At 40.8% G+C, this 12,672-nt stretch carries 12 protein-coding genes; 7 read left to right on the top strand and 5 right to left on the bottom strand.

Features of this window, described 5'->3' with window-relative positions; all coding sequences use genetic code 11:
- The first annotated feature begins 173 nt into the window (after positions 1 to 173).
- Entirely contained in the window at positions 174 to 665 is a 492-nt protein-coding gene (locus ACFG4S_RS23670) for a pentapeptide repeat-containing protein (RefSeq protein WP_392536064.1), read from the top strand.
- Between the two features lie 168 nt (positions 666 to 833).
- Positions 834 to 1,997: a formate-dependent phosphoribosylglycinamide formyltransferase gene (gene purT / locus ACFG4S_RS23665; protein ID WP_392531427.1), complete on the top strand. Its 1,164-nt coding sequence runs from the start codon at positions 834 to 836 to the stop codon at positions 1,995 to 1,997.
- 113 nt (positions 1,998 to 2,110) lie between these two features.
- Here purT and ACFG4S_RS23660 read toward each other — a convergent pair whose 3' ends face one another.
- Positions 2,111 to 2,947: an EndoU domain-containing protein gene (locus ACFG4S_RS23660; protein ID WP_392531426.1), complete on the bottom strand. Its 837-nt coding sequence runs from the start codon at positions 2,945 to 2,947 to the stop codon at positions 2,111 to 2,113.
- A gap of 64 nt (positions 2,948 to 3,011) precedes the next feature.
- Positions 3,012 to 3,878 (bottom strand): aldo/keto reductase, encoded by an 867-nt coding sequence (locus ACFG4S_RS23655; protein ID WP_392531425.1) that lies wholly within the window; start codon positions 3,876 to 3,878, stop codon positions 3,012 to 3,014.
- 219 nt (positions 3,879 to 4,097) lie between these two features.
- Here ACFG4S_RS23655 and ACFG4S_RS23650 point away from each other — a divergent pair, with 219 nt between their 5' ends.
- On the top strand, positions 4,098 to 4,361 hold the full coding sequence (locus ACFG4S_RS23650; protein WP_073643105.1) for a DUF3146 family protein: 264 nt from the start codon (positions 4,098 to 4,100) through the stop codon (positions 4,359 to 4,361).
- A gap of 113 nt (positions 4,362 to 4,474) precedes the next feature.
- On the opposite strand, the gene ACFG4S_RS23645 is transcribed toward ACFG4S_RS23650, so the two are convergent.
- From ACFG4S_RS23645 to ntcA, 3 genes are all read right to left on the bottom strand, one after another.
- Complete coding sequence (locus ACFG4S_RS23645; protein WP_392531424.1) at positions 4,475 to 4,921, bottom strand: resolvase; 447 nt, start codon at positions 4,919 to 4,921, stop codon at positions 4,475 to 4,477.
- 225 nt (positions 4,922 to 5,146) lie between these two features.
- The gene (locus ACFG4S_RS23640) at positions 5,147 to 6,637 is read right to left on the bottom strand and encodes a DUF3084 domain-containing protein (protein ID WP_392531423.1); all 1,491 of its coding nucleotides are present in this window, start codon (positions 6,635 to 6,637) and stop codon (positions 5,147 to 5,149) included.
- 168 nt (positions 6,638 to 6,805) lie between these two features.
- Positions 6,806 to 7,477, bottom strand: coding sequence for a global nitrogen regulator NtcA (gene ntcA / locus ACFG4S_RS23635; protein WP_073643102.1), 672 nt, complete (start codon positions 7,475 to 7,477; stop codon positions 6,806 to 6,808).
- 380 nt (positions 7,478 to 7,857) lie between these two features.
- On the opposite strand from ntcA, the gene fabI reads away from it, so the two are divergent.
- The 4 genes from fabI (at position 7,858) to ACFG4S_RS23615 (ending at position 12,435) form a co-directional block, all read left to right on the top strand.
- The gene (gene fabI, locus ACFG4S_RS23630; protein WP_392531422.1) at positions 7,858 to 8,634 is read left to right on the top strand and encodes an enoyl-ACP reductase FabI; all 777 of its coding nucleotides are present in this window, start codon (positions 7,858 to 7,860) and stop codon (positions 8,632 to 8,634) included.
- Positions 8,635 to 8,747: 113 nt separating this feature from the next.
- On the top strand, positions 8,748 to 9,395 hold the full coding sequence (hisB, locus tag ACFG4S_RS23625) for an imidazoleglycerol-phosphate dehydratase HisB (RefSeq protein WP_392531421.1): 648 nt from the start codon (positions 8,748 to 8,750) through the stop codon (positions 9,393 to 9,395).
- Between the two features lie 181 nt (positions 9,396 to 9,576).
- On the top strand, positions 9,577 to 10,560 hold the full coding sequence (locus tag ACFG4S_RS23620) for an ABC transporter ATP-binding protein (RefSeq protein WP_392531420.1): 984 nt from the start codon (positions 9,577 to 9,579) through the stop codon (positions 10,558 to 10,560).
- 411 nt (positions 10,561 to 10,971) lie between these two features.
- A complete protein-coding gene (locus tag ACFG4S_RS23615; RefSeq protein ID WP_392531419.1) occupies positions 10,972 to 12,435 on the top strand; it encodes an SLBB domain-containing protein in 1,464 nt (487 codons plus the stop codon).
- Positions 12,436 to 12,672: the final 237 nt, after the last annotated feature.

Here is a 12,672-nt window from a genome sequence, read left to right as displayed (position 1 = left end):
TAGCAACAATATAAGGTGTTCATATTTAAATTGCATAATCAGCGCGGGTAAGATGTATAACCCACAAAATTTATTTTTAATTCAGTCATATAAATTAGATATTTTTCAGCTTATTATCTTGATTTGTACACATCAACGTTTAAAAGTCAAATCTGCACAATAATCTCATAATCATATTAAATATCGTGACTCAAGACTTACGCTATAAAGCCATCCAGTTTTTAGAACAAACTCCCTCACAACGTCTGCAAATTCTTAAGCAATTGGGTATCGCTCGTTATGAGTTTTTAACTAAAATACGACTTAATGAAGCAAATATTATTTCTATGATGCGGTTTTTAAAGTATCAAACTCAGCTAAAATTTCCTAATCTTCAAGGAGCAGATTTGTCTGGTTTAAGTTTAGATGGGGAAAACTTTATACGGGGAAACTTATCAGCAGTAAATCTGCAAGGTAGTAGTTTAGTAAATGCCGATTTATTATTTGTAAATTTCACGAAAGCTGACTTGAGAAATGCAGATTTACGAGGTGCAACTTTGAATGAAACGATTTGGTTAGATACTTTAGTAGATGAGTGTCAATTTGGTACAGGTATTGGTTTAACAGATCTGCAATGCCAAGATTTACAACTGCGCGGAGGTAAATTTAACTCTAGTGATAATTAAAATACAAAAAGTTATAAGATGATTAAATTGAGATTGACAAACATTCGGGGTGTAGGCAAAAAATAGAAAATTTGTAGATTTGGTGGTCTAAAATCACAGATGCGATTAATCGCGTCTCTATTTATTCCCTACACCCTTCTACCCTTTCTTTTTTCACCTGATAAGTTAATGAGTATTAAGCTGCCCCAAAAATTGATGCTGCTTGGTTCTGGGGAACTAGGCAAAGAATTTGCGATCGCTGCTCAACGTCTTGGTAATTATGTAATTGCTGTTGACCGTTACCCCAATGCTCCAGCGATGCAAGTTGCTGATGCATATGAAGTGATTTCAATGCTGAATGGCGATGATTTAGAAGCTATCGTTACGAAACATCAGCCTGATTTTATTATACCTGAAATTGAAGCTATTAGAACAGAAAAACTGCTTGAATTCGAGCAGCGAGGAATTACAGTTATACCAACTGCGGCTGCCACTAACTATACGATGAACCGCGATAGAATTCGGGAACTAGTACATCAACAATTAGGCATTAGAACTGCTAGATATGGTTATGCAATAACTTTAGAAGAATTGATTAAACTTTCTGAAGAAATTAGGTTTCCTAACGTTGTCAAACCCGTGATGTCATCATCTGGTAAAGGTCAGTCTGTAGTGCAGGATAAGAGTGAAGTTGAGAAAGCTTGGAATTATGCGATCGCTAATTCTAGAGGTGACAGTCAAAAAGTCATTGTCGAAGAATTTATTAACTTTGAAATTGAGATAACTTTACTGACAATTAAACAGTGGAATGACCCCACTATTTTTTGTATTCCCATTGGTCATCGTCAAGAAAGAGGCGATTATCAAGAATCGTGGCAACCCACAGAAATTTCGGAAGATAAAATATTAAAAGCTCAAGAAATAGCGATAAAAGTTACCGATGCTTTAGGAGGAGCCGGAATTTTTGGTGTTGAATTTTTTATTACTAAAGATGAAGTGATTTTTTCTGAACTTTCTCCCAGACCCCATGATACGGGTATGGTGACATTAATCTCACAAAATCTTAACGAGTTTGAACTACATCTACGAGCTATTTTAAACTTGCCAATTCCTCATATAGAACAGTTAGGAGCATCAGCTAGTGCGGTAATTTTAGCTTCTGAAAAATCTGATTCTATTGCTTTTAGTGGTGTAGCAGATGCTTTATCAGAGAAAGATGTAGATATCAGATTATTTGGCAAACCTAATGCCCATCCTTATCGGCGTATGGGAGTAGCTTTAGCGAAAGCTCTGAATGTCGAAGAAGCTAGAGAAAAAGCCACTAGAGCAGCAAATAAGATTCAATTGCTCTAATTTTTGGTAGTACTTTGCTAAGCTATTTTTGAGAGGTTCATAGTAAAGACTTTAGTGTTGAAAAATCAAGGACTAAAGTCCTTACTACAAACACGTCTGACCGTCAAAATTGTTCAATTTTTACATTTTGCACCTTGAGGAGTAGCGTCAGGATAATAGGTAATGATTCCTTTTTCTTTCCTCACAAAAACTGTAGGAAAGGATTTGTTCGTTTCTCGATCGCGTACATTATAAATACACGAGCCCTCATTGTTTCCTTGAAGCTTAAATATTTTCGTGGCATCTGAAAGTATTTCTTCGGCATTGCTGAGATAACCATACCCTTTGATAACATCTGTTACAGTACGATTTCTCTCTTTAATTACTATACCCATTGTATAAACGATCCCAGGAATTACTTCTTCTCGTCCTTGATTATTCGGTAGGCGTCCCCCTATACCTTCATTTTGCAACTCTAAATATCTGCCGTAAAAATGTAAGCCACCAATATCATTGGCGTTATATATTTCCCCACAAAATATATGTTCAAACCCCCGATGTTTAAACCAAATATTGGTTAAATCTTCGATAAATTGTGCTTTATTTCTCCGTCCCGAATGCAGTTCCCCGCCGCTAGCTTGCTGAACTTTCTGCAACACATCTGGGTAAGAATATAACAATTTTTTAAAATTATTAGAGCTAACTCTCGCGCCAATAGGTCCACAAATTTTTAATACAGCTCGATCAAAAGAGTTTAGTAGCGGTGGGGGTGGTGTAATATCTACCTGTTTTCCGGGAGGGAAGTGAACAGGAACTGGGTTATCTACATTATCGAAGAATGGCAGAAGTTTAGTCTCTTGTTCTGGCTGTGCCTCTACCATATTTTGCCAGTAAAAGGGGAAAAGCAATAGGAAAACTGCAAATAATTTTACTATGTGCTTAAATTTGTAATTTGCAGAATAAGGCTGCATAAAAATACATTAATTACTAGATAATAGTCTTGGAGAAATTGTTATTACTGAGGTTGAGCAATGATTAAGTTGCGCGATCAATTTTTTGCACTTCTTGATCGGATAGTTTCACATTGATAGCTTGTACTGAGTCTTCAATGCTGGAAATTTTGCTAGCACCAGGAATTGGCAAAATAACAGACGATTTGGAACGCAACCACGCCAAAACGATATTGTACACTGATACGCCTTTTTCTTTAGACAACTGAGCGATCGCGGGGATATCTTGTAAATTTTGATGACGACGCCTACCACCAAAGGGACTCCAAGGCAAAAAAGTCAATCCTTGTTGTTCGCAATACTCTAATACCCCGTCAATTTCTGGCTGTCGTTGCCAAGGACTGTATTGATTCTGCACTGAGACAATATCCACCACATCCTGCGCCCGCTTAATTTGTTCCACGGAAAAGTTAGAAACTCCCGCAAACCGAATTAAACCTGCTTCTACTGCTTCTTTAACTGGTGCAAGTGATTCTTCAATGGTGTAATTTTGATCTGGGGAGTGGAGTTGCCAAACATCGATGGGTTTAGTGCCACCCAAAGCCTCAAAGCTGACTCTAATTGTTTGCCGCAAATGTTCTGGGTTACCATTGGCTGTCCAGTTACCATCAGGACGCATTAAACCACCCTTGGTTGCGACAATCACTTGGCTGATATCGCCTTTGTAACTACCAAGTGCATTGTGAATTAGCCGCTCATTGTGATGCTTATCTGATTCATCTTTGCAGTAAGAGTCAGCAGTGTCAATCAATGTAATACCCAGATCTAAAGCTCGATGAATAACTTGGATAGATTCCGATTCGGGAGGGCGATTATAGATTGACATCGGCATACCACCTAAACCGATGGCACTCACAAAGATACCAGTTTTTCCTAGTTGTTTGGTTTCCATGCTTTTAGTCACAGCTTTCTGACTCAATTATGAACCAGCTAGTGAAAGATTTTTTAGCGATCGCCCCAACTTCCCTATCCTCAAATATTTCGGCTGATTAACACAACCCAGTCAACGACAAATACCTATTTTGTCAGTTTGTCTATTTAAGCTATGTTTGGTAAATAAAATAAGTAGCCTAAATAATTGGCTGTTATTCCACACTTGACATAAAGCATTGTGAGTGCGAAACGTCTACCAGAAACCATTGCCCATGTCAAAATTACCCGCCAATCCTGGCAACACGGCTTCCTTGAGGGTGAAGTCAGTGCCGGTGAGTTTGAGTGGCATTTCCAGTGGCATTTTCGGCGGGGAGAACTTGCCGTCAAGCCTTCCCAAGGTCGCGCCTTAATCAAAGAACCTCTCGGTCGATTTTTGGAGAAACAAGATTATCAGTTGGAGCCTGGAGGAGACTATGCTTTTACTATTCGGGCGGAACTTTAAAAGTTAGAAGCCATTCAATTTTGGATTTAAGATTTTGGATTTGAGATTTTTTCTTCAATCCAAAATCTAACTTGTGCCGTCAGCATATTTTTTGTGCAACCCAAAATCTAAAACTAATTGACTGTTGATTCAGTGAGGCGATTTAAATATCTTTCGATGAGGAGGATAGCAACAATGTCATCTATCGGTCTTGGTGGCTGTCGCATACCCTGTGGCAATAGTTTTATTAGCCCTTTCGGTGGGTACATTTGCCAATAGCGATCGCGTGCTTCTAAGGTTGTGTAACGCTCATCTACTAAAATGATATTAAGCGGTTCTAATAATTTCTGATACAGTTGCTGTTTCCACTGATTGGCTGTAGTTTGGTCGCCCATCACCATTAAGGAGATAGGAAATTTTTGACGCAGTGTCTCAATGGTGGCGATCGCCTCTTTTGCCAGCACGACTTGATGATAGTACAATTGCCGATCGAGTCCCATCACCGCTAGACCACACTTATCTCGACCTGGATCAAAGCCCAAGATTACTGGTTGCGTGGGTGAAAATTCACGAAAAGTCATAAGTAATTAAAAAGAAGAATTCAGAATTCAAAATGGGCTACGCCCCGCTGCGCTAACAGTAATCAGAATCAATTAGTGGCGAGTCTGTCTTGGCAAGTTGTAATGCCTAAGGCAAACTGCCCTCTCGGCGTATAGGGCGTAAGCCGCCGAGTCGTGACTTTCCGCACTCATCTCAATTGTATTCTGACTTCTAACTCCTAAATTCTGGCTCCTGACTTCTTTAATTTAAGTGCTAAAAATAATTTGTCCGTTGACTATTGCTACTAGTTTCACTCTTAAGGGACCAGCTGTATAAGTGTCCTCTGCGGCGATCGCTCTAATTTCCAATGCCTGATTATATTGCCTGAGTTGGGTGACAAAACGCAAGAAAGTTCCATCTACTTGCACATTTTCGACAATTCCAGCATTACGCGCCCGAAATTGGGAAGCAGAAATCAGTATTTCCAATCGCTGCTGTAACTGATAGGATGTCATGGTTCTGGGGTCAGCATTCGTTGTAGCTAGCTGCGCCCCCCCAGAAAAGACCAATTGATTTCGCGCTATGTCGGTGAAAAATTCTATTTGCTTTTCTCCTCTGACATAATTACCAGCTGAGAAAATTCGCACCACGTATTCTCGACCATCCTCAATTTGCTTGCTCAATTGCTCAACCCTCTCTTCAGTCACGCGCACAAGCTCTACATTTGCAGAATTTGCGCCAGGTTCACTCAATTCCAGGTTGGCGTTGCGATTGGCTTCTTGTAAAATTTGGATCACTGCCTGACGGGCAGCAGCGACTTGGGTGACACGAACTACACCAGCAGCCAAAACTTGACCGCGAACTAAAGCTAGTTTACCCAGACGCAGGTCGCGGTAGGACTGATAATATTTTTCTAATCTTGCTACTTCTTGTTCTAGTTGTTCCTGTTGTGCTTCTAATTCTTTCAGGCGAGATTCCCGTTTGGCAATCACTTGTTCTCTAGCTGTAATTTCTAAATTACGCTTTTGAATTAGTTGATCTAGTTGCCCAATTTTTTGATCGCGCAGTTCTATAGCTTCTTGGCGGTTAGCAAGTTCGCGATCGCGTTTTTCTATTGCTGTTTTGGCTTCATCAATTGCTTTTTTGGCGTCAGCATAGAGTCGTTGACGTTCTGTTTTCAATAATTCAACTGCCGCCTGTAGTTCCTTTCTCTGGTTATAAACGCTTTGTAGTTCAGCTATGGCCTTCTGATACTGACTGACAACTCGATCTAGTTGCCCTTGAGTGCGTTGGAGTTCAGTTTGAGTTTGGGCTTGTTGGCTAATGGTGCGATTTAGCTGGGCTTGGGTTTGCCTTTGCTTGGTATTTGCCGCCTGCAAGGATTGATTAATTGTTTGCAAGTCTTGCTGTGCCTTTGCTTGGGCAATTCTTGCTTGATATAACTCACTTTCTACCTGACTTTTTTGAGTTTCTGCGGTTTTTAGTTGTTCCCGCTTTTGTCTGAGGTCTGTTTGAATATCTTCTAACTCAAAGACTCCCTGCCGCAATTTATCGTCAGCAGTGAATAAAATACCTAAGGTTGATGCTGAAATTAAGCCGCCTGTAAAAATAGTTACTACTACAGCGGTATTTTTCGGACGGAGGTTAAAAAGTGAGAGGCGGGCTTTGCCAACTCGTGTGCCGATGCGATCGCCCACGGTTGCAATTACGCCTCCCAGAATTAAAATTGCTGCGATGAGGATGTATCCGGTGGTCATCTTTAGCTACGGAAATCCTTCCAGATACAGCCTACTACTTTTGACCATTGTCTGTGCGGAAGTGGAGATTGGCAATAGCTGAAATTAGTCAATTTTCAATTTTCCTTTAGCTATTTGTGCGATCTTTAAAAACACAACACGCGCCGACTCCCCTTCCTCCAATTGTTTTTATGTGAACTGCCTACTTAAAGTAACGGGTTTATGCACAGTAATCTTCTTCTTGTGGATAGAAATCATCTTTTTTTCACGCAAATCCCCTAGTAGCCTAGTAACTGTAACACGAGTCGAACCAATTGCCTCAGCGATCGCTTGATGAGATAATTTCAAATCAATTGTGATCCCATCTGCACAAGGAACTCCAAAATCACGACAAAGAATTAATAAAAAACTTACCAACCTGGAACCCATATCTCGGTGAGCAAGAGTTTCAATCATCATCTCCGTCTGTAAAATTCGCGAAGACAGACCCCGCAACATTAACATTGATAATTCTGGATTTTCCTTGAGTGCTTGCTCGACTTGTTCAATTGGCGCTGACAGTAATTCCACAGGTGTAAATGCAACCGCATGGTAAAACCTATCGGATTTATTTCCCGTCAGCAATGACAATACACCAAAAACACTATTTTCTCGCAGCAACGCTACCGTTATTTCCTCTCCTGCCTCGTACACCCTGGAAAGTTTAACAGCACCTTTTAAAAGAAAATAAACTCGTTCGGCAGGATCGCCAGGAAAAAAGATCGTTTTATTGCGTTCAAACGTTTCCACAACTGGCGGAAACGCCCCGGTCGCCATCTGACGAAAAACATTTGCTAGGGCTTTATCTTGTACCACGATCATCTCCCTTCCCCTACCCAATGCCGGAAAAACAAAAACTGATTACCTAAGAATACACCCGAAAAAACAATAAAGCACCGTCAACCTTTCTGTTCTTTCCTATACTCCAACTAATTGCTTCCTAACTCTTTGTTTATAATGATACATAATTGTTGATCTATTCAGCTATAAATCGTTGATAATTAGTTCTAACTAGGTGTATTAAAAAGGTTTTTTGAAGAACAAATAAAGATAATTTGAGAATATCTTTAGAAAGAATCAAGAATTTTGTGACAGCAAACACCCCTGGCAATATTCATTTTTGCAAATCGTGTATAAAACAAAGACAAAACGTGACTCAGATTCTAGTATGCTCCTAATCATCGATCGCATTTACAATTTTTATGCTTAATCTGACTGGAAAAAATGCTCTTGTTACAGGTATTGCCAATAACCGCTCCATCGCCTGGGGCATCGCCCAGCAATTACATAAAGCAGGAGCTAATCTGGGAATTACTTACCTCCCAGATGAACGCGGCAAAATGGAGACAAAAGTTGCGGAATTAGTAGAACCCCTTAATCCCAGCTTATTTCTTCCCTGTAATGTCCAAAACGACGAACAAATTCAATCTACCTTTGAGACAGTACGCGAAAAGTGGGGAAAACTAGACATCCTCATCCATTGTCTTGCCTTTGCCAACAAAGACGATTTGACCGGAGATTTTAGCCAAACCTCTCGTTCTGGCTTCAACACCGCTTTAGAAATCAGTACCTATTCTCTAGTGCAGTTAAGTGGTGCAGCTAAACCCTTGATGACAGAGGGCGGTAGTATTGTCACTCTCACATATTTAGGCGGTGTCAAAGCAATCCCTAACTATAACGTTATGGGAGTTGCCAAAGCCGGCTTAGAAATGAGTGTGCGTTACCTAGCTGCTGAACTAGGGTCGCAAAATATCCGCGTCAATGCCATTTCCGCAGGCCCAATCCGCACCTTGGCATCTTCAGCAGTGGGCGGAATATTGGATATGATTCATCATGTAGAGCAAGTAGCTCCCCTAAAACGCACAGTCACTCAGTTAGAAGTAGGCAATGCTGCGGCTTTTTTGTGTAGTGATTTGTCCAGCGGCATTACCGGACAAATTCTGTATGTAGATGCAGGATATGAAATTATGGGAATGTAATTAGGGACTGGGGATTGGAGATTTGGTATTGGGAAGAATTCAGTCCCCAGTCCCCATCCCCAGTCCCCATTTCCCACCAGTCCCCAGTCCCCAGTCCCCATTTCCCATTCCCTATGCAAACAACTAATCGGCAAGTTAATTCTTCAAACTACGACGATCAGTCAACTAAAACCCCTCGGATTGCTACAGTTAAACGCACCACAGGGGAAACTAATGTCCAAGTTACTATCAACCTTGATGGGACAGGAAAATGCACAGCAACAACAGGTGTTCCATTTTTGGATCATATGTTGCATCAAATTTCCTCTCACGGACTGATCGATCTAGATATCCAAGCCAAGGGAGACTGGGAAATTGATGACCATCACACCAACGAAGATGTAGGCATTACCTTGGGACAAGCTTTGCATCAAGCATTAGGCGACAGAAAAGGTATTGTCCGCTTTGGTAATTTTCTCGCACCATTGGATGAAGCTTTAGTTCAGGTAGCGTTAGACTTTTCCGGACGCCCTCACCTCAGCTACGGTTTGCAAATTCCTACCCAACGCGTAGGAACTTATGACACCCAACTGGTGCGCGAATTTTTCGTGGCACTAGTAAACCATAGCCAAATGACACTCCATATTCGCCAACTGGATGGCATTAATTCCCATCACATTATTGAGGCGACATTTAAGGCGTTTGCCAGGGCAACGCGATTGGCGGTGGAAATCGACCCCCGTCGTGCTGGCGTAATTCCCAGTTCTAAGGGCGTGTTGTAGGAGGTGGGGAGAGACAGGGGGAGTAGGGGAAGAGAAAACTGTTTACTCCTGTAAATACCTGATTAATCGCGTCTCTACTCCCCAATTTGGGATGATTGACAGACCAGATGGAGATGGTTATTATCAGCCTACTGGGTAAATTGTAATTAATATTAAGCTGGTAAATAGTGATTTAACCGAGATGAAGTCTGTTGCAGATGACTCTGATTCTCAACTTAATACGACTGACACTCAGCCAGTAGTTCTAACTTCTGAGTTGCGAAAAGTTTATCGCACTGGTTTTTGGCTCAATCAAAAAGTCGTATCTCTTAAAAGCTGTTCTTTAAAAGTTTACAAAGGCGAAACCTTTGGTTTGCTCGGACCAAATGGCGCAGGTAAAACCACCCTTTTAAAATTATTGTTGGGGATTATCCGTCCAACCACTGGACAAGGATTATTATTGGGTAAGCCTATAGGCGATCGCAGTGTTAAGCAACATATCGGCTATCTGCCTGAAAATCCCTATTTATATGACTATCTCACCGGCTGGGAGTTTTTAGAGTTAGCCGCTGGATTATTCCAAATTCCTCACAGCGTCCAACGCCAACGCATTCCCCAACTGTTGGAGTTAGTGGGTTTATCCCAAGTCGATGCCCGGAAAAAGCTACTACGTCGCTACTCCAAAGGTATGCTACAGCGTGTTGGCATGGCACAGGCGCTAATTAACGAGCCAGAATTAGTTTTTCTGGATGAACCAATGTCTGGTCTCGATCCGGTGGGGCGCTATCAAATGCGGGAAATTATCCTGGCACTTAAAGCAGCTGGGAAGACGATTTTTTTCAATAGCCATATTCTGAGTGAAGTAGAACAGATTTGCGATCGCATTGCTATCCTCGCTCAAGGTGAATTAATTTGCTCTGGTTCTCTCAATGAACTTTTAGACCGAAACGACACATATCACGTTAAAGGTCAAGGTGGTGATTGGGAAATTCTCAAAAAATGGATGCCCACTCTCATATTTGAGCCTGATGGTTCCTGGCAAGGTACACTACAAAATGATTACTATGATTTTCTTGCTAGTCTTCGTCTGATGGAGGGTAAAATTATTGCGATGAACTTGTCCCGTCACTCCCTAGAAGAATTTTTTATTGAACAAATTCAAGGAAAAAAGAACTCCCTCAATTAAGCTTATTGCCAAATAATTCTCTGTCCGCAAAGTGAATATCTAGGCATAAAAATTATCGGAAAAATTATTACTTACTGTAATTTTTAATAAAATCAAACTTAAAGTATCATTAAGTTGACTTTGGTAAAAAAATCTATTCATAATTGCCTCATTAGACAACAAAAAAAACTATTGTATAGACCTACTTAATTTGTATAAGTCTGATGTTTTTTTGATAATTGCTATATCTCAACAAAGTTAACTTTAAATTAACTTCATTAAAAAATCAAATTCAACAGACAAATTTTATCCGGAAAATCACACTTTTCTAGGAAAATAAGAGTGTCGGGGAACTTGAATACTTAGGTATAGTCAAAAGAAAAATGTTTAGACAGTACTTTATTGATCGTAGTTTCAGAGTATTAGAAAAATATGCTTAACACAAGTTTGTTTAAATTCCTTACCCAGTCATTTGTGGGTGTGGCTTTGTTAACTGCTGTCAATGTTGCTGTGTCATCTGCCAGCCAAGCTCAGACACAACCATTATCACCAACTACACCAAACACAGAAACACAATTAGATACTAATTATTCATTGGGAGGAGGCGATCTCATACGTGTAAATGTATTTGAAGTACCCGAATATACAGGTGAATACCAAATTCCTCCAGGTGGAGCCATCAACCTACCTTTAGTTGGTAGTGTGCCAGTCCTCGGGCTAACAACTGAACAGGCATCCGATGAAATTGCCAGAAGATATTCTCGCTTTCTCAAACGTCCCTTAATCTCAGTTAATTTGTTATCGCCTCGCCCCATCAATGTTTTTGTTGCCGGGGAAGTGACACGTCCAGGAGCTTATACTCTAAGCTTGAGCGGAGGTGCAGGGAACAATCCAGGTGTACAATACCCCACGATATTAGCCGCATTGACAACAGCTCAGGGAGTCACTCTAGCTGCGGATGTGACTCAAGTGCAATTAAGGCGTAAATTAGGACGCTCTTCAGAGCAAACCGTCACCATCAATTTGAAAGAGTTGATCCAAACAGGTAAGTTATCACAGGATATTACCTTGCGAGATGGAGATACTATAGTTGTACCAACTGCGACTAACTTCAACATAGCAGAATCGCGCAATTTATTTGCTGCTAACTTTGCCGCCAGCCAAACCACACCCCGCACGGTAACAATTATTGGAGAAGTTAACCGTCCCGGTTCGTATCTTGTCACCCCAGGTAGCGTAACTGACCAGGGAGCCGGAGCCACTAACAGCGGTAGTTCTACTCCCACTGGTCTACCAAATGTGACACGAGTTATTCAACTAGCTGGGGGAATTACAGCACAAGCTGATGTTCGTCATCTCAAGCTACGCCGATCTACAAGAACTGGTTCAGAACAAGCTATAGATATCAATCTTTGGCAACTATTGCAAAGTGGTGATGCCAACCAAGATATCATCGTGCAAGACGGAGATACGATTGTTATTCCGACAGCAACTGAAATCAACCCCGCAGAAGCTACTCAATTAGCTACCACTACTTTGTCTCCTACAAGCATTCAAGTTGGTGTGGTCGGCGAAGTTAAAAAACCAGGGTTAACAAACGTTCAGCCAAATAGCTCTTTAAATCAAGCCATACTCGCTGCTGGCGGATTTAATGATGCGAGAGCTAATAGTAAGGCTGTTGATTTGATTCGCCTCAACCCTAATGGTTCTGTCACTAAACGTATAGTAAAAATGGATTTCTCCGCTGGGATCAACGAGCAAACTAATCCTATACTCCGCAATAATGATGTTGTAGTAGTTGGCCGCTCTGGCATAGCGCAAGTCGGTGATACCACAAACACTATAACTGGACCTTTAGGTGTTATCTTTAGTTTTTTGAGATTGTTCGGCATCTAGATTTAAGATACACGTACCAATTGGGGGCGTTAGTCAAACTTTCTTGCCCCCGTAATTCCATTATCGTTATCCATTTTTTTTTCCAACGCGATCGCTATTGCTAAAACTACTAAGGGTCGGTAGTTTTTCTTTTAGGAAACGGCGCAGCCATCATACTCGATACTCACTGTTTTAGAAGTAATCGGGTTAACTTTTCATAGTATTTATATACTATAAAAAAATTTAAGCATTATATTT

Source organism: Nostoc sp. C117, assembly GCF_043099735.1.
Lineage (GTDB): Bacteria > Cyanobacteriota > Cyanobacteriia > Cyanobacteriales > Nostocaceae > Nostoc.
This window is presented reverse-complemented; position numbering and strand designations above follow the sequence as displayed.

Bases quoted from the DNA above. Each gene is read 5' to 3' on its own strand.
- purT (WP_392531427.1), top strand. From the start codon at position 834: ATGAGTATTAAGCTGCCCCAAAAATTGATGCTGCTTGGTTCTGGGGAA.
- ACFG4S_RS23660 (WP_392531426.1), bottom strand. From the start codon at position 2,947: ATGCAGCCTTATTCTGCAAATTACAAATTTAAGCACATAGTAAAATTA.
- ACFG4S_RS23655 (WP_392531425.1), bottom strand. From the start codon at position 3,878: ATGGAAACCAAACAACTAGGAAAAACTGGTATCTTTGTGAGTGCCATC.
- ACFG4S_RS23645 (WP_392531424.1), bottom strand. From the start codon at position 4,921: ATGACTTTTCGTGAATTTTCACCCACGCAACCAGTAATCTTGGGCTTT.
- ACFG4S_RS23640 (WP_392531423.1), bottom strand. From the start codon at position 6,637: ATGACCACCGGATACATCCTCATCGCAGCAATTTTAATTCTGGGAGGC.
- ntcA (WP_073643102.1), bottom strand. From the start codon at position 7,477: ATGATCGTGGTACAAGATAAAGCCCTAGCAAATGTTTTTCGTCAGATG.
- fabI (WP_392531422.1), top strand. From the start codon at position 7,858: ATGCTTAATCTGACTGGAAAAAATGCTCTTGTTACAGGTATTGCCAAT.
- hisB (WP_392531421.1), top strand. From the start codon at position 8,748: ATGCAAACAACTAATCGGCAAGTTAATTCTTCAAACTACGACGATCAG.
- ACFG4S_RS23620 (WP_392531420.1), top strand. From the start codon at position 9,577: ATGAAGTCTGTTGCAGATGACTCTGATTCTCAACTTAATACGACTGAC.
- ACFG4S_RS23615 (WP_392531419.1), top strand. From the start codon at position 10,972: ATGCTTAACACAAGTTTGTTTAAATTCCTTACCCAGTCATTTGTGGGT.